Origin of the sequence: Streptomyces sp. NPDC048417, assembly GCF_040651615.1 — a bacterium.
In the GTDB taxonomy this organism is placed as follows: Bacteria; Actinomycetota; Actinomycetes; order Streptomycetales; family Streptomycetaceae; genus Streptomyces.
This window is the reverse complement of sequence record NZ_JBEZKI010000010.1, coordinates 147,000-163,431: the sequence shown is the minus strand read 5'-3', so window position 1 is coordinate 163,431 and position 16,432 is coordinate 147,000. Positions and strand designations below refer to the sequence as shown.

Sequence of the window (16,432 nt, the reverse complement as noted above, 5' to 3'; positions counted from 1 at the left end):
CGAGGTAAAAGCCAACGGGCCGGGCCCGCTCCCTGAGATTCCGTCAGGTGTGGGATGAATGGGTGTCACGGAGAGGGGTCGAGGCAGCGGTTGCGGGGGAGTTCCGGCAGGTCAGGGGGCTTACGAAGGGTCCAGTATGAAAAACACACGAACGGCGGGTCCTGTCGGGGGTGAACGGGTGACCCCCGTCGTGGGGACCTTCCGGCGGGTCCACCGGTGGACCGCTGCGGTCCGCGGAAGCGGCAGGACCAGGCCGTCCAGAATCACTCCGGCACGTACCGGCCCCCGGCCTCCCGACAGGTGGCTGGGTCCTTTGCCCTCGTACGGGCCCGCGGGGCGGGTACGTGCCGGCGCCGTGTTCCTGCAGTGCCGCAGCGCACGAGAGGGCCCGCCAGGGCCAGAGGTCGACCGGCGGCAACTCGCCCATCCTCACGAGGCGGTCGAGTGCCCTCGGCCTGTCTCCCCTCACTGCCGGGGAAGTTCCGGAATGTGAGGTCGGCGTAGAGCGTGTTGGCGGATTTCTTGTTTTGTGTGGAGAACGACGTTGAGCTCGTCTTCGGCTGACATGGTGCGATTCCCGGAGATGAGGCACAACGTCATCTCTGCTGTTAAGGCGCTGTCCGACAGGGCCCATCAGGAGCGCGTATGGATCGGGCGGGTCTATCCCGGGGAGGGCTACTTCGACGACTTCACGATGAATCTCAACATCCTGTACGACGACACCCTGGTTCTGGACGACCCGGTCGCAACCTTGGGCACGGTTCTGGCCTCGCGGCAGGAGACTGCAGCGCTGGCGGGGTTGGGCTTGGCCCTTGATGAGCTGCTGGGGCGGGAGGGAACTGATAAGTCGGATGTGGAATATATCGCGTCGCCGTTGTGGGATGCGGTGGTGGAATCGGCCGCGGTGGCGTATCGGATCATGATGGAGGTTGACCGGCTCGTCGGCGCAGACAGAATCGTTCGTGTTCGGTGATCATTTCAAATAGCTCATCGTAGGCCGCAGCGCCGTTTCCGCCCTCGACCCATCGTTGAGCGAACGGAGCTTCCACGTAGACGACATCCATGGCGCCTGACTCGGCGAACGACATGATGTTGAATGAGCCGTTCAACCCTGGATGTGTACCTCTGCCAAAGGGGAAGATTCGCAGTGAAACGTTTGGCAGCTCGGCCACCTCCGCGAGCTGGCCGAGTTGACCGCGGGCTGTTGCTGCGCCGCCAGGGAAGTTGTGAGTGTCCGTGTCCGACCCGAAAGGGGGGTTGCTGCCGAGCCCGCGCGATACGTCGCAGGTGGAGATGTTCGGCCGCGGGCTGCTCATCGTGGGTGAGATCGCCGACCGATGGGGCGTCGACGGGCACACCGTCGGCAAGTCCGTGTGGTGCGAGCTCGATCTCGCGCGGCCGGCCGTGCTCGCCGATTACGGTGGCGGCAGCGCACGCCCGCTCTTGAGGAGGACGACCATGGCCGAACCGTTGAAGACCTTCGTCAACGGCGTCGAGGTCGAGGTTCCCAACAGCATCCCCGACATTCGCGCGGCCCTCCCCGAGAAGCGCCGCGAGGAGTTCGACCGGGCAATCGGCGAGGCCGGTGTGCAGGACATCCATGCGGTCATGCGGCACTGGATGCTCGAAGCGGTTCCCGACCCGGAGGCAGAGGCGCTGCTGCAGCGCCTGGCGGCGGACGAGGCCGAGAGGCGGGGCGTCGCTTGAACTACCGCATCACTTACGCCCCGCCCGCCGATGACACCCTGGCCAAGATGCGCGATGCCCATGCGTTCAGGGAAGCGATGGCGGCGACCGTCGGACGAGATCCGTACGGGCACGGGTCGGCCGGCGTAAGGGGCGAGCGCGACCGCCGCGAGGCCACGGTCCTCGGTGCCATCGTGCTCTACTACGTCTCCGGGTCCGTCCTGACCGTGACTGTGGTCAGGCTCATTCCATCCCTTTGAACGACTCCTCGCCCTGATGGCGCAGTTGCACCTCAGCCCCCTTCCGGCGTCATCCGGATCGCCGCGATGTCGAACTGCAGCCGTACCGTCTCGCTCACCATCGCGCCGCCCTCCGCCAGGCGGGAGTTGTACGACAGGCCCCAGTCCATGCGGTTGATGGTGGTCGTGCCGTCGAAGCCGACGCGCTGGTAGCCGAAGGGGTCCGTGACGTTGCCTATGTAGGTCAGCTCCAGGTCCACCGGGCGCGTCGTGTTCCTGATGGTCAGGTCGCCGGTCATGACGTAGACGTCGGGGGACTTGAGACGGACCGCCGTGCTGGCGAAGCGCATGCGCGGGTAGGTCGCCGCGTCCAGGAAGTCGCGGCCGACGAGATGGGCGTCGCGTTGTTCCACGCCCGTGTCGACGCTCCCCGTGGAGATGATCAGCTCCGCCTGGGAGCGGGACGGGTCGCGGCCGTCGAAGTAGAGACGGCTCTTGTACTCGGCGAAGGCCCCGCGGACCGTCGTCACCATCGCGTGCCGGACCGAGAAACCGATTCTGCTGTGGGCCGGGTCGACGATCCATTCGCCGGAGAGGGCGGCCAGGGCGGGGTCGAGGAGGACGGGGGCGGAGGTGGGGGAGGGGGCAGCCGGGGCGACCGTGGGGCGCGGCGGAGCCGTGGGGGCGGCTGCGCGGCGGGACGTGAGGGGGCGGCTGAACAAGTTCATGATTTATCTAGTTAGTGCACAACAAGAATTGCCGCAAGTGCCGGACCGGTCAACGGAGTTCGGTAAACCAGCGAGTCGTCACCGAAACTGCACAACCTCCCCATGGAATCCACCCAGGAAGGGCTCCGGAATTCCAGAATTCCGCGTGTTCGTTAATTCCGCATGTTCCTTGAATTGCGGTATTCCCTTTTATGTGGGGTGTATGTGATGGCCGCCCCGGTTCGTTCACCGGGGCGGCCGTCCCGAACCGGAGGTCAGTTCACGTTCACCGCGCTCCAGGCCGCGGCCACCGCGTTGTACTCGGTGCTCCCCGTCCCGTACAGGTCCTTCGCCGCGTTCAGCGTCGCCGTCCGCGCGCCCGCGTAGTTCGTCGAGGACGTCATGTAGACCGTCAGGGCGCGGTACCAGATGGCCCCCAGCTTGTCCCGCCCGATCCCCGTCACCGTCGAGCCGTTGTACGTCGGCGAGTTGTAGCTCACGCCGTTGATGGTTTTCGCGCCGCTGCCCTCCGCCAACAAATAGGCGAAGTGGTTGGCGACGCCCGACGAGTAGTGCACGTCCAGGTTCCCCACCGACGAACTCCAGTAGTCCGCCGAATTCCCGTCCTTCGACGGCTGGTCCATGAACCTCAGTGCCGCCTTGCCGAAGCCGGAGCGGACGATCTCCTCGCCGATCAGGTAGTCGCCCGGGTCGGAGGAGTTGTTCGCGTACCACTCCACCAGCGTGCCGAGGATGTCGGAGGTCGCCTCGTTCAGGCCGCCGGACTCGCCCGAGTAGGTCAGCGCCGCGGTCTTGGAGGTGACGCCGTGGGTCATCTCGTGGCCCGCCACGTCCAGCGCGACCAGCGGGCCGAAGGTGGTCCCGTCACCGTCGCCGTACGTCATGCAGAAGCAACTGTCGTCCCAGAAGGCGTTGTTGTAGCTGTTGCCGTAGTGGACGCGGTTGTACGAGCCCTTGCCGTCGCCGGCGATGCCGGTGCGGCCGTGGACGTTCTTGTAGTAGTCCCAGGTCTCGTTGGTGCCGTACTGGGCGTCGACGGCCGCCGAGGAACGGTCCGAAGTCGCCCCGGTGCCCCAGTGGTTGTCGGCGTCGGTGAACACCGTCGACGGCGCCCGGACGATGCAGATGCCGAAGACGCACAGGTCCGTCTTGTTGGCCGCGTCCCCCGTGTACGTGTTGCCGCGCGTCGGGTCGGTGAGGTTGTAGGTCGATCCGGAGAGCGTCGTCTCCAGCGGAACCGTGCCGCTGTACAGCGACTTGCCGTCGCCCGTGGCCGTCTCGATGCTGTCCCAGGCGTCGATCTGGGCGCCGGTGCGGGCGTTGGTCAGTACCGTGCGGGCGACCGGGTTGCCGAGCGAGTCCTTGCCGACCGCGTTGGTGCGCCAGGCCAGCTTCGGGGTGCCGTGCAGGGCGTCGACGACCAGCTCGGGCCTGGCCTTCACCTGCTTCAGCGCGTCGCCGAGGTTCGCCGCCCGCAGCGCGTTCACCGCGAGGTCGGCGGCCTTCGGGGCGGATATGTCCGGGACGATCGAGGCGAGGGATATCTTGCTCCGGGTCGCCCGGTCGGCGCTGCGGTAGGCGCCGTCCGCCTTGAGGTGGACGACGAAGTCGCCGCCCAGCACCGGGAGTTGGCGGTAGGTGCGGTCGTAACGGACGTGCTGGGTGCCGTTCTTGTCGACGACCACGTCGCGGACCTTGGTGCCCTCGGTGGAGGTGAGTCCGAGGGCGCCGGCGTACTGGACGAGCGCCTGCGCCGCGTTCTCGATCGCGGTGGCCCGGGTCGGTCTCGCGTCGGCGTGGGCGGCGGGGGAGAGCGCGGCGGCCAGCAGGGTCGCGGTGGTGGCGGCGACGCCGGCCGTGGCGAGACGGGAAACTCGGGTGTTCCGTGTCCGGCTCATCGATCTCCTTGGAGATGCGCCTCAGGGGCGTGGGGGTGGCGCATCTCCTTGGAGATACGCCTCAGGGGCGTGGGGGTGGCGCTGATGACGACTGCGATTTAAGAGGCCATGACAATCCATGTCCATAGCGCCTCCATGGAGATGTGTGTGGGGGTGGAGGGGGTGGAGAATCCTTTCTGTGACCGCCCGGAACCCTCGCCACCTCCCCTTCTTCGTCTACGGCACGCTCCGCCCCGGCGAGATCAACCACGACCTGTTCCTGCGGGGGCGGACCGTGTCCGAGGAACCCGGCCGGCTCCCGGGCGCGGTGCTGTACGACGGGCCCGGCTACCCCTACGCCGTCGAGGAACCCGGCGCAGACGTGTGCGGCGAACTGGTCACCGCCCACCCGGAGTCGTACGACCGACTCCTCCTGGAACTCGACGAGTTGGAGGAGTGCGTGCCGGGGGACCCGCGCGGTCTGTACGTGCGCGTGGAGCGGGACGTCGTACGACGGCGGGACGGGGCCGCCGTCCGGGCCTGGGTGTACCTCGCGGGGGCCGCCGTGGCCGCCGAACTGCGTGCGGCCGGCCGTCGTGTCGAGGGCGGTGACTGGCCGGCCCGCGGGCGGCCCGGCCCCACCGCGTCGTAGCCGTGGCCCCGGCGACCTCGCATGGCCCATGTGGCTTGTTCCGTGCCGGGGTTGGCCGATCGGTCACCGTTGAGACTTCAAGGGGCCGGACTACAGTCGTGCACCTGTTCGCGAAGCTCCGCGCACCACGCAGCACCCCGTACGACGTTCGGCATCTCGTTGTTCCGCTCCACGGCCCGGTCCGGGCCCCCGCCGCACCCGGACCCGGCCTCCCCCCACGTACACGCATGCAGCCAGGAGGTCTCCGAGCCATGCCTCTGCGTCACCTCACCCCCCGCGACCAGCACCTCTTCTGGCAGTACGGCCGCGGCGCCGGCGCACCCGTCCACGAACCGCTCGTCCACCGCGCGATCGAACGCCACGCGATCGTCCACCCCCACGCCGTAGCCGCCGAACACCACGGCGCGACCCTCACCTACGGCGAACTCGACCGCTACGCCGGCGCCCTCGCCGCCCACCTGGTCCGCGAGGGCGTCCGCCCCGGCGACCATGTCGGCCTCTTCGCCCGCCGCTCCATCCCGATGCTGGTCGGCCTGCTCGCCGTCCTCAAGGCGGGCGCCGCCTACGTCCCCCAGGACATCGGCCGCACACCCCCGGAGCGGCTCGCCCACGTCATCCGCACCGCCCGCACCCGAGTGGTCCTCACCCAGAAGGAACACGCCCCGCGCGTCCCGCTCCCCGACGGACACCGGCTCATCGCCCTCGACGACCCCGTGCCGTACCAGCGGGCCACCACGATCGTGCCCCCGCACCCCGACGACGGCTGCCACGTCCTCTTCGCCGCCGGCCGCCCCGAAGGCGTGAAGGTCACCCACCGCAACGTCACCAACCTGCTGCTCACCGAACCCGGCGGCCTCGGCATCCGCCCCGGCGACCGGGTGGCCCAACTCCTCGGCGTCGCCTCCGGCCTGGCCGCCTGGGAGATCCTCGGCTGCCTCACCCGCGGCGCCACCCTGGTCATCCGCGGCGCGGACCCCGCCGGCGCGGCCGGCACCGCGACCGTCCTGATCGCCACCCCGGCCGTGCTGTCCGGCATCGACCCGGCCGCCTGCCCGCGGCTGCGCACGGTCGCCGTCGCCGGGGAGCCCGGCCCGCCGCGTCCGCTCGCCGACCGCTGGTCGCGCCGGGCCGCCCTCTTCGACTGCCGCGGTCCGGCCGAGGCGACCGTCGTCAGCACCATGGGCCGCCACGACCCGGCCGCCGGGCGACCGGCCGTCGGCCGCCCCCTCGCCAACACCACGGTGTACGTCCTCGACGCCGACCGCCGGCCGCTGCCCATCGGCGAGACCGGCGAGGTGTGGGCGGGCGGCGACTGCGTCCCGGCGGGGCACCTCGGCGACGGCGGGCCGAGCGCCGGGCGGTACGCACCCGATCCGTTCCTCGGCGAGGGCCGCGCCATGCTCCGCACCGGCGCGCTCGGCCGCTGGACCTCCGACGGCGGCCTCGAACACCTCGGCCGCGCCGCCGAAGACCGGGCCGAGACCCACGCGTTCCGCCCGCGCACCACCGGCGGCCGCCCAGACCAACCGGCCACGGTCGCGGCTGCAACCACGGTCGCGGCTGCAACCTCGGCCTCGGCTGCAACCTCGGCCTCGGCCTCGGCTGCGGCCACGGCCAGGGCGGCGGCCGCGTACGCCGAGGCTGCCCAGCGCTCCTGACCGGCCGACGGGTCTGAACGGCCGACGGGCCCGGCCGGCCGGCGGATCTGACTTGCCGGTGGGCCTGACCGGCTGACGGGCCCACCGGCCGACGGGCCTCGCCGGTCTGACCGGCGTATCCGGGCCGGTCGACCGGCGTATCCGACCTGACGGGCGTAACCGACCTGACCGGCCTAACCAGGCCGGCGGGCCTGGCGGGTCGCTGCGGCCAAGGCCTTCGCGACCCCCGGTTCCTTCTTGCCGAGGAACTGGGGGTTCGGCTCGAAGAGCACGTCCAGGGCCGCCTTGCCCGCCGCGAGGACCTCCCGCGTCCCGCCGTAGTACCAGGTCGCGTCGTGCTTGTCGTCGACCCCGACGCCGTACGACTCGATCCCCGCCGCCTCGCACAGCGCCACCGCGCGCCGGATGTGGAAGCCCTGGCTGATCAGTACCGCCCGGTCCACGCCGAAGATCTTCTTCGCGCGGACGCAGGAGTCCCAGGTGTCGAAGCCGGCGTAGTCGGTGACGACCCGCTTGTCCGGTACCCCGTGCGTCCTGAGGTAGGTGCGCATGGCGTCCGGCTCGTCGTAGTCCTTCCGGCTGTTGTCGCCGGTGACGAGGACGACCTTGATACGGCCCTCCCGGTACAGCTTCGCCGCCGCGTCCAGGCGGTGGGCGAGGTACGGCGACGGCTCGCCGTCCCACAGGCCCGCGCCGAAGACGACGGCGACGTCGGTGCGGGGTACGTCCGCCACCGTGTGCAGCCGGTCGGCCGTCGACACGTACAGCCAGGTGGCCGGCAGCAGCGCCAGCACGCAGCCGGCCATCACGCCCTGCACCAGGCGCCGTCTGCCGGTAGGGGTGCGCGGCAGACGCGGTCGGCGGATCTTCATACGGTTGTTCCCCCTCGACTTCTTCTCCCCGGCTTCCCCGTGGCCTCCCCCGGCGGCTCCGACCTTGGAGGACGCAGGCCGAGGCGTTCCGGTTCGCTCACAGCGGCCGGATTCGTGCCGTGAAGGGTATGAAAACTCTCGTGACGGTCAGGCAACGGGGGTGCAATCCCGTCCGGCGAGGATCCCTGCATGACCGTGTCCGACCTTCCTCCGCGCCCCGGCCCGCCCGCCCTGGTCCTGGTGGCCCACGGCAGCCGTGACCCGCGTGCGCTCAGCACCGTGCGGGCCCTGATGGACCGGGTGCGCGAACTGCGCCCCGAGCTGTCCGTGCACCTCGGTCACATCGAGCTGAACGAGCCGCTGCTCCCGGACACCCTCGCGGCCCTCGGTGACACCCCGGCCGTCCTGGTCCCGCTCCTCCTCAGCCGCGGCCACCACGTCAAGCGGGACATCCCGGAGACGGCGGCGGCAGCGCAGGCGCCCACGCGCATCGCCGGCCCCCTCGGCCCGCACCCCCTGCTCGTCGACACCCTGCACGCCCGCCTGTTGGAGGCCGGCTGGCGCCCCCGTCCCGCGAGCGCCGTCGTCCTGGCGGCGGCCGGCTCCCGTGACCCGGAGTCCAGGCTCGACACGCAGCGGACGGCCGGCCTCCTGTCGGCCCGCCTGGGCGTCCCGGTCCTCCCCGGCTACGCCTCGGCGGCCACGCCGACGGTCACGGACGCGGTGCACGCCCTGCGCGCGAGGGGCCGCCGCCACATCGCCGTGGCGTCCTGTTTCACGGCCCCCGGCCGCTTCGCGACAGAGTGCGCGGCCCGGGCTCCGTGGCTGGCATCGGCCCCACTGGGAGCCCACGACGCGATGGCCGGCCTGATCCTGCACCGGTACGAGCGGGCCCGGCAAACGCCGGTGACGGCAGCGGCCTAGGGCACCCTGGAGGAGGGGCGGGGCCGTGTCGATGTGCGGCTGCGCCGCGTGGGCGCGACCGGCCCCCACACACCCGTACTCGCGCACCGGACCCGACCCACCCCATGGCCGGGCGCACCAAACACCCGTTTGTCACTAGCGCCCCGTACTGTCGAACCATGGCAGTCCCCGCACCCGCACGCTCCTCGGCCTACGACCCGGCGTCAGCCGACCGCTGGGCCCCCGAACCCGACAAGCGCCCCGGCCGCACCGCCTTCCAGCGGGACCGCGCCCGCGTCCTGCACAGCGGGGCGCTGCGCAGGCTCGCCGGCAAGACCCAGGTCGTCACTCCCGGCAACCCCAGCCAGATGTGGGACGCCAGCCCCCGCACCCGCCTCACCCACTCCCTCGAATGCGCCCAGGTCGGCCGGGAGCTGGGCGCCGCCCTCGGCTGTGACCCCGACCTCGTCGAGGCCGCCTGTCTCTCCCACGACCTCGGCCACCCGCCCTTCGGTCACAACGGCGAACAGGCGTTGAACGAGTTCGCGGACGACTGCGGCGGTTTCGAGGGCAACGCCCAGTCCCTGCGCCTCCTCACCCGCATCGAGCCCAAACGGTTCACGCCCGAGGGCTCCGTCGGCCTCAACCTCACCCGTGCCGCCCTGGACGCGGCCACCAAGTACCCGTGGCCGCGCGGCGCGCACCCCACCGACCCGGCGTCCCCGAAGTTCGGTGTGTACGAGGACGACCGCCCGGTCTTCGACTGGGTCCGCAAGGAGGCCCCCGGCACCCGCACCTGCTTCGAGGCGCAGGTCATGGACTGGTCCGACGACGTCGCCTACTCCGTGCACGACGTCGAGGACGGCCTGCACGCCGGCCACATCGACCCCAACTGCCTGCACGCCGAACCGGAACGGCAGGAGGTCTACGCGGTCGCCGTCGGCAGATACGTACCGGCCGGCACCGACCCCGCCGAACTCGCCGCCGCCCTCGACCGGCTCCAGGACGAGGAGTGGTGGCCGCACGGCTACGACGGCACCGCGGTGGCCCAGGCCCGCCTCAAGGACGCCACCAGCCAGCTCATCGGCCGCTTCTGCCTGGCCGCGGAGGCCGCCACCCGCGAGAGGTACGGCACCGGCCGACTCACCCGCTACGGCGCCGAACTCGTCGTACCGCGCGAGGCCCGGATGGAGTGCGCGGTGCTGAAGGCGATCGCGCACCGTTACGTCATGCAGCGTGCCGAACAGGAGCGGATCCGCGCCGAGCAGCGGGTCGTCGTCGCCGAGCTGGCCGAGGCGCTGACCCGCCGCGCCCCCGACGGCCTCGACCCGCAGTTCCGGGCGCTGTTCGACGCGGCGGCCGACGACCACGCCCGCAAACGCGTGATCGTCGATCAGATCGCCTCGCTCACCGACGCCTCCGCGCGGTCGTCGCATGCGAGGCTGACGGGGCGTATGTGAACACTTTGTGACCCTCTGTGACTCCTCGTGGCCTGATCGGGTCATGATCGCGTCAGCGGAGGTCACTCCCTCTTCCCGCATCACGCTGCGTGCGGGAGGCTCACAGTGCGGCGCATGTGGGTGGCATATGTGGCGGCACCCTTACGAGGAGGCATCAAGTGGTCGACGCGGACCAGACATTCGTCATCGTCGGTGGCGGACTCGCCGGCGCGAAGGCGGCCGAGACGCTCCGAGCCGAGGGCTTCAGCGGCCGGGTGATACTGATCTGCGACGAACGCGACCACCCTTACGAGCGGCCGCCGCTCTCCAAGGGCTATCTGCTCGGCAAGGAGGAGCGCGACAGCGTCTTCGTGCACGAGCCCGCCTGGTACGCGCGGAACGACATCGAGCTGCACCTCGGCCAGACCGTGGACCGGATCGACCGCGCCGCCAAGACCGTCCGGTTCGGCGACGACGGCACGATCGTCCGCTACGACAAGCTGCTGCTCGTCACCGGCGCCGAGCCCCGCCGCCTCGACATCCCCGGCACCGACCTGGCCGGCGTCCACCACCTGCGCCGCCTCGCGCACGCGGAGCGCCTCAAGGGCGTCCTCGCCGCCCTCGGCCGGGACAACGGGCACCTCGTCATCGCGGGCGCCGGCTGGATCGGCCTGGAGGTCGCGGCGGCGGCCCGGACGTACGGTGCCGAGGTCACCGTCATCGAGCACGGTCCGACCCCGCTGCACGGCGTGCTCGGGCCCGAGCTGGGCAATGTCTTCGCCCAGCTGCACCAGGAGCACGGGGTCCGGTTCCGCTTCGGCGTACAGCTCACCGAGATCGTCGGGCAGGACGGCATGGTGCTCGCCGCCCGCACCGACGACGGCGAGGAGCACCCGGCGCACGACGTCCTCGCGGCGATCGGCGCGGCGCCGCGGGTCGGGCTCGCCGAGGCGGCGGGGCTGGAGATCGCCGACCGGGCGCACGGCGGCGGCATCGTCGTCGACGAACGGCTGCGGACGTCCGACCCCGACATCTACGCGGCCGGCGACGTGGCCTCCTTCCCGCACGCCCTGTTCGGCACCCGGCTGCGGGTGGAGCACTGGGCCAACGCGCTGAACGGCGGTCCGGCGGCGGCGCGCTCGATGCTGGGCCGTGACGTGCCCTACGACCGGGTGCCCTACTTCTTCTCCGACCAGTACGACCTCGGGATGGAGTACAGCGGGTGGGCGCCGGCCGGGTCCTACGACGAGGTCGTCATCCGCGGGGACGCGGGGAAGCGGGAGTTCATCGCGTTCTGGCTGAAGGAGGGGCGGGTGCTGGCCGGGATGAACGTGAACGTGTGGGATGTCACAGAGCCGATCCAGAAGCTGATCGTTTCGGGGGAGGCCGTGGACACGGAGGCCCTGGCGGATCCGCATGTGCCGTTGGACAGCCTTGTCGCCTAGGGGGCCGGGAGCCGTCGTGGCGGGTTGCGGCGCTGTCGTGGCGGGTTGCGGTGCCGTCGTGGCCGCTCGCGCCCGCGCGGCGGAGCCGCATATCGGGCAAGAGCCCCGCGCTCCTGCCCAGGCGCTCCACGCGACCCGGGACTGTCGGTCCGCCCCCGTAGAATTCATCCGTGGCAGGACGGATCAATGACGAGGATGTGAAGGCGGTACGGGACGCGGTCCCGATCGACGCCGTTGTGTCCGAGTACCTCCAGCTGCGCAACGCGGGCGGCGGGAACCTCAAGGGACTCTGCCCGTTCCACGACGAGAAGTCGCCGTCCTTCCAGGTCAGCCCGAGCAAGGGGCTCTTCCACTGCTTCGGCTGCCAGGAGGGCGGCGACACCATCACGTTCGTGATGAAGGTCGACCACCTGTCCTTCTCGGAGTCGGTCGAGCGGCTGGCCGGGCTGGCCGGCATCACCCTGCGTTACGAGGAGGGCGGGTACAACCCCTCCCACCAGCGCGGTGAGCGGATCCGGCTGGTCGAGGCGCACAAGATCGCCGCCGTCTGGTACGCGGAACAGCTCGCCACCAGCCCCGAGGCCGAGACCGGCCGCCTCTTCCTCGCCGAGCGAGGCTTCGACCAGGCCGCCGCCGTCCACTTCGGTGTCGGCTACAGCCCCCAGGGCTGGGACCACCTCACCCGCTATCTGCGCGGCCAGGGCTTCACCGACAAGGAGCTGCTGCTGTCGGGGCTGTCGCAGGAGGGGCGGCGCGGGCCCATCGACCGGTTCCGGGGGCGGCTGATGTGGCCGATCCGGGACATCGGCGGCGAGGTCGTCGGCTTCGGCGCCCGCAAGCTGTACGAGGCGGACAACGGGCCCAAGTACCTCAACACGCCCGACACCGCGATCTACAAGAAGTCCCAGGTCCTGTACGGCATCGACCTCGCCAAGCAGAGCATCGCCAAGGCCAGCCGCGCGGTCGTGGTCGAGGGCTACACGGACGTCATGGCCTGTCACCTGGCCGGGGTGACCACCGCGATCGCCACCTGCGGTACGGCCTTCGGCGGCGATCACATCAAGATCCTCCGCCGGCTGCTGATGGACAACGGCAGCGCCCGTGTGATCTTCACCTTCGACGGTGACGCGGCCGGTCAGAAGGCCGCCCTGCGCGCCTTCGAGGACGACCAGAAGTTCGCCGCCGAGACGTACATCGCCATCGCGCCGGACGGCATGGACCCCTGCGAGCTGCGCCTCGCCAAGGGCGACGAGGCGGTCGCCGACCTGACCGAACCCCGCACCCCCCTCTTCGAGTTCGCGCTCCGCCAGATCGTGGCCCGCTACGACCTGGACACCCCGGCGGGCCGCGCGGCCGCCCTGGACGAGGCCGCACCGATCGTCGCCCGGATCAAGAACAGCGGCGCCCAGCACGAGGTCGCCGTCGAACTGGCCGGCATGCTCGGCATCCTCGACACCCAGTTCGTGGTCAAGCGGGTGGCCCAGCTGGCCCGTTGGGCACGGGACAAGGGCGGCAGGGGGCCCACCCCGGCGCGCGGACCGCAGCAGCCGTCGTACGACACCGGCGGCCCGCGCCCGGCCGTCTCAGGACCCGCCCTCAATCTGCGCAACGCCGTCTACGCCACCGAGCGCGAGCTGCTGAAACTCGCCCTCCAACGGCCCGAGTTGGTCGCCCCGGCGTTCGACGCGTACGGCATCGACGAGTTCACCGCCGCACCGTACGCGGCCGTACGCCAGACCATCATGGAGGCGGGCGGCTCCGAGTGGGGCGTGCAGGATCCGCAGGAGTACCTGGTCCGGGTGCGTGAGTCGGCCCCCGACGACACCGTCCGCGCGATGGTCACGGAGCTCGCCGTCGAGGCGATCATGCGCCGCACGGTCGACGAGAACTACGCGGGCGAGCAGCTCGTGACCGTCCGCCGCCGGGCCGTGGACCGTCGTATCCACGAGATCCAGATCACCCTCACCCGCCTCGGCAGTGGTGGCGACCCGGCCCAACTCGCCGCCGTGCAGAACGAGTTGTGGGTGCTCCAGCAGTACGGTCAGGCGCTCCGCGAGCGCGGCGTCGCCGCTCTGTGAGCTTCCAGCGGCCGACAGGATAACCACGCGGTCACGGACCGGACGCAAAAAGTCACCGCACGCCCCTCGTGGCGGCGATGTGTCTTACCCCACACTGGGTGGCGGTGCCTGAGTCCTCGGAGCGCGGCCGGCCTGTCCCGGACGGGTCCCACACCCCCGCCGTTCCACTCATCGCGTACGGGGCGGACAGCGGCGAGGCCGTCGTCTCCGTCCCCGAAGTACCGCTGCCGTACCCCCTGGCAGCGATCATCCTGGAGGTCGCCCCCGTGCAGACCCAGACCCTGACCCAGACCGACAGCACGCTCACGGACGAGCCGGAGGCCGACGCCGACGCCTATACCGGCGTACCACCGCAGAGCCGGGTCGCGCTCCACCCCGAGAGGGGGCCGGAACGGCCGGAGGAGGCCGAGGGCCCGGCCGTGGAGGAACTCGCGGCCGACGCCCCTGAGTCCGAGCCCGAGCCGGAGCCCGAGCCGGCCGCCGTCGCCCGCGTCGACAACGGCAGCCCCTCCTCCGACCTGTTCCGTCAGTACCTGCGCGAGATCGGCCGTATCGCGCTGCTCACCGCCGCCGAGGAGGTCGAACTCGCCCGCCGCGTCGAGGCCGGTCTGTTCGCCGAGGAGAAGCTGGGCAGCGCCCCGGACCTCGACAGTGAGCTGGCCCTCGACCTCGACCGGCTGGTCGTCATGGGCCGCATGGCCAAGCGCCGCCTCATCGAGGCCAACCTGCGGCTCGTCGTGTCGGTGGCCAAGCGGTACGTCGGCCGCGGCCTGACCATGCTCGACCTGGTCCAGGAGGGAAACCTGGGCCTGATCCGCGCCGTCGAGAAGTTCGACTACGCCCGCGGCTACAAGTTCTCGACCTACGCGACCTGGTGGATCCGCCAGGCCATGTCCCGCGCCCTGGCCGACCAGGCCCGCACCATCCGCGTCCCGGTGCATGTCGTGGAACTCATCAACCGGGTCGTGCGCGTCCAGCGCCGGATGCTCCAGGAACGGGGCTACGAGCCGACGCCCGAGGAGGTCGCCGCCCACCTCGACCTGGCGCCGGAGCGGGTCGGGGAGGTGCTCCGCCTCGCCCAGGAACCGGTCTCCCTGCACGCCCCCGTCGGCGAGGAGGACGACGTGGCCCTCGGCGACCTCATCGAGGACGGCGACGCCGCGAGCCCGGTGGAGTCGGCCGCCTTCCTGCTGCTGCGGGAGCACCTGGAGGCGGTGCTGTCGACGCTGGGGGAGCGGGAGCGGAAGGTCGTACAACTGCGGTACGGCCTGGCCGACGGCCGCCCGCGCACGCTGGAGGAGATAGGACGCATCTTCGGCGTGACACGGGAACGGATCCGCCAGATCGAGTCGAAGACCCTCAACAAGCTCCGGGACCACGCCTTCGCGGACCAGCTGAGGGGCTACCTGGACTGAGAACCGCCGCCCCGCCGCTCCGCCGCCCCCCCGGCAGTCGGCCCAGACCCCACCCGTCCCGTCCGGGTGGGGTCTTCCCGTCCGGTGGCGCCACACGCCATCACACTTGCGCAAAAAAGCAAATTCCTGAACAGGGCGGTTATAAGCGTCACATAATGAAATCCGGCGCTGTGTCCGAAAACGAACGGCAATTCGAGGGGGGCTCGTTTATGGCGTCTGGCGCTGCGCGCAGTGCATCCGCCCTGAGGGTGGAGAGGAATCCCTGGCCGGCCAGCAGCCTGCTGGGCGAACTCTCGGCACCGACGCGCGACCATCTGATCTCCTTGGGACGACCGACGCGCTTCACCGGCGGCGAACGGCTGATGCGAGAGGGGGAATCGGGCTCGCATGTGTTCCTGCTGCTCAGCGGCTGGTTCAAGGTGCTGGCCATGACGGAGGACAACCGGGAGGCGCTGCTGGCGGTCCGGGCCGGCGGCGACATCGTGGGCGAACTCGCCTGCTTCGACGACCAGCCCCGCGTCGCCACCGTCGTGGCGTCCGGCACGGGCGTCGCCAACCGGATCAGCAGCCAGGAGTTCCTCGCCTTCCTGGCGCTCTACGACGACGCCGCCCAGGCCGTGATGCGGGCCGTGGCGGGAAAGCTCCGCTGGGCGACCCGGCGCCGGCAGGAGTTCGGCAGCTGCGCGGTCGCGACGCGGGTGGCCCGGGTACTGGGGGAGCTCGCCCGGATCTACGGCCGGGCCGGGGACACCGGCATCTCGATAGGGGTGGCACTGACCCAGCCCGAACTGGCGGAGCTGGTCGGCGCCTCCGAGCCGAGCGTGCACCGGGTGTTACGGTCCCTGCGCCAGCAGTTGGTCATAGAGACGGGCTACCGGCGGATCCTGGTACGGGACGTGTCCGAGCTCAGCCGGATCGCCGGCACCGTCTGGGGCACCCCGCCGCTCACCGTGTCGCCCCTGCCAGGACCAGCCACGAAGCCGCCGCCAGCACCATCGCGGAGACCCAGATGACGGCGCGGGCCGCATAACGGTTCTTCAGTTCGGCGATCCGGGCGATGGCGTTGGCCGTCTCCCACAGCTCGGTCACCGGCTGCCGATCCGGGTCGGCCCCGCCGCCCTCGGCCGCGTCCAGCGAGAACCGGTTGGACGCGGCCAGCCCGGCCTTGCGCGGCCGGATCACCTGCACCAGCAGATAGCCGGACATGGTAAAGGCGAGCCCGTAGCCGAGGGTGGCCAGCCAGAAGAGCACGGCCAGCGGTGCGGTCGGGGCCGGGGCGCCGAGGTCCCCGACCCGGGTGGCGATGACGGCGGCGAGCCCGACATGCACCGTGACCATCGTGCCCGCCTTCGCGTCCGCCTGCTGCGTGACCAGCTGGAAGGAGGTCAGCGCGGCGACCGCCGCGGTCAGGTCCTGCGCCGTTCGCTCGTGTTCGGTCAT

16 protein-coding genes are annotated in these 16,432 nt (G+C 71.0%); 11 read left to right on the top strand and 5 right to left on the bottom strand.

Annotation, left to right across the window (positions count from 1 at the left end):
* Positions 1-583: 583 nt before the first annotated feature.
* Positions 584-973, top strand: a complete 390-nt coding sequence (locus AB0D59_RS17855) for a hypothetical protein (RefSeq protein ID WP_362565791.1) — start codon at positions 584-586, stop codon at positions 971-973.
* On the opposite strand, the gene AB0D59_RS17850 is transcribed toward AB0D59_RS17855, so the two are convergent.
* Positions 918-1,316 carry a Scr1 family TA system antitoxin-like transcriptional regulator gene (locus AB0D59_RS17850; RefSeq protein ID WP_362565790.1) on the bottom strand — a complete coding sequence of 133 codons (399 nt, stop codon included), beginning with the start codon at positions 1,314-1,316 and terminating at the stop codon, positions 918-920. The two genes, AB0D59_RS17855 and AB0D59_RS17850, sit on opposite strands and share 56 nt — an antisense overlap.
* A 142-nt stretch (positions 1,317-1,458) precedes the next feature.
* Between AB0D59_RS17850 and AB0D59_RS17845 the strand changes: the two genes are divergently transcribed.
* The gene (locus tag AB0D59_RS17845) at positions 1,459-1,707 is read left to right on the top strand and encodes a hypothetical protein (protein ID WP_362565973.1); all 249 of its coding nucleotides are present in this window, start codon (positions 1,459-1,461) and stop codon (positions 1,705-1,707) included.
* A complete protein-coding gene (locus AB0D59_RS17840) occupies positions 1,704-1,946 on the top strand; it encodes a hypothetical protein (RefSeq protein ID WP_362565789.1) in 243 nt (80 codons plus the stop codon). The genes AB0D59_RS17845 and AB0D59_RS17840 overlap by 4 nt, the downstream gene beginning before the upstream one ends.
* A 32-nt stretch (positions 1,947-1,978) precedes the next feature.
* Here the strand turns inward: AB0D59_RS17840 and AB0D59_RS17835 are convergent, their stop codons facing one another.
* Positions 1,979-2,653, bottom strand: coding sequence for a YceI family protein (locus tag AB0D59_RS17835; protein WP_362565787.1), 675 nt, complete (start codon positions 2,651-2,653; stop codon positions 1,979-1,981).
* Positions 2,654-2,907: 254 nt separating this feature from the next.
* Entirely contained in the window at positions 2,908-4,551 is a 1,644-nt protein-coding gene (locus AB0D59_RS17830) for a M4 family metallopeptidase (RefSeq protein WP_362565786.1), read from the bottom strand.
* A 178-nt stretch (positions 4,552-4,729) separates the two neighbouring features.
* Between AB0D59_RS17830 and AB0D59_RS17825 the strand changes: the two genes are divergently transcribed.
* Together AB0D59_RS17825 and AB0D59_RS17820 are read left to right on the top strand one after the other, a co-directional pair.
* Positions 4,730-5,182: a gamma-glutamylcyclotransferase family protein gene (locus AB0D59_RS17825; protein ID WP_362565785.1), complete on the top strand. Its 453-nt coding sequence runs from the start codon at positions 4,730-4,732 to the stop codon at positions 5,180-5,182.
* A gap of 251 nt (positions 5,183-5,433) precedes the next feature.
* Entirely contained in the window at positions 5,434-6,840 is a 1,407-nt protein-coding gene (locus AB0D59_RS17820; protein ID WP_362565783.1) for an AMP-binding protein, read from the top strand.
* Between the two features lie 173 nt (positions 6,841-7,013).
* Here the strand turns inward: AB0D59_RS17820 and AB0D59_RS17815 are convergent, their stop codons facing one another.
* On the bottom strand, positions 7,014-7,712 hold the full coding sequence (locus tag AB0D59_RS17815; protein WP_362565781.1) for an ElyC/SanA/YdcF family protein: 699 nt from the start codon (positions 7,710-7,712) through the stop codon (positions 7,014-7,016).
* A gap of 189 nt (positions 7,713-7,901) precedes the next feature.
* On the opposite strand from AB0D59_RS17815, the gene AB0D59_RS17810 reads away from it, so the two are divergent.
* The 6 genes from AB0D59_RS17810 to AB0D59_RS17785 all read left to right on the top strand — a co-directional run bounded on the left by AB0D59_RS17810 (position 7,902) and on the right by AB0D59_RS17785 (position 16,005).
* Entirely contained in the window at positions 7,902-8,636 is a 735-nt protein-coding gene (locus AB0D59_RS17810) for a sirohydrochlorin chelatase (RefSeq protein ID WP_362565779.1), read from the top strand.
* A 158-nt stretch (positions 8,637-8,794) separates the two neighbouring features.
* The gene (locus tag AB0D59_RS17805) at positions 8,795-10,075 is read left to right on the top strand and encodes a deoxyguanosinetriphosphate triphosphohydrolase (protein WP_362565777.1); all 1,281 of its coding nucleotides are present in this window, start codon (positions 8,795-8,797) and stop codon (positions 10,073-10,075) included.
* A gap of 158 nt (positions 10,076-10,233) precedes the next feature.
* Complete coding sequence (locus AB0D59_RS17800; RefSeq protein WP_362565775.1) at positions 10,234-11,499, top strand: FAD-dependent oxidoreductase; 1,266 nt, start codon at positions 10,234-10,236, stop codon at positions 11,497-11,499.
* Between the two features lie 170 nt (positions 11,500-11,669).
* Positions 11,670-13,577 (top strand): DNA primase, encoded by a 1,908-nt coding sequence (dnaG, locus tag AB0D59_RS17795; RefSeq protein WP_362565773.1) that lies wholly within the window; start codon positions 11,670-11,672, stop codon positions 13,575-13,577.
* A gap of 104 nt (positions 13,578-13,681) precedes the next feature.
* Positions 13,682-14,992 carry an RNA polymerase sigma factor gene (locus AB0D59_RS17790; RefSeq protein WP_362565771.1) on the top strand — a complete coding sequence of 437 codons (1,311 nt, stop codon included), beginning with the start codon at positions 13,682-13,684 and terminating at the stop codon, positions 14,990-14,992.
* A 323-nt stretch (positions 14,993-15,315) separates the two neighbouring features.
* Positions 15,316-16,005 carry a Crp/Fnr family transcriptional regulator gene (locus AB0D59_RS17785; RefSeq protein WP_362565769.1) on the top strand — a complete coding sequence of 230 codons (690 nt, stop codon included), beginning with the start codon at positions 15,316-15,318 and terminating at the stop codon, positions 16,003-16,005.
* Here the strand turns inward: AB0D59_RS17785 and AB0D59_RS17780 are convergent.
* Entirely contained in the window at positions 15,938-16,432 is a 495-nt protein-coding gene (locus AB0D59_RS17780; RefSeq protein ID WP_362565767.1) for a hypothetical protein, read from the bottom strand. The genes AB0D59_RS17785 and AB0D59_RS17780 overlap by 68 nt on opposite strands.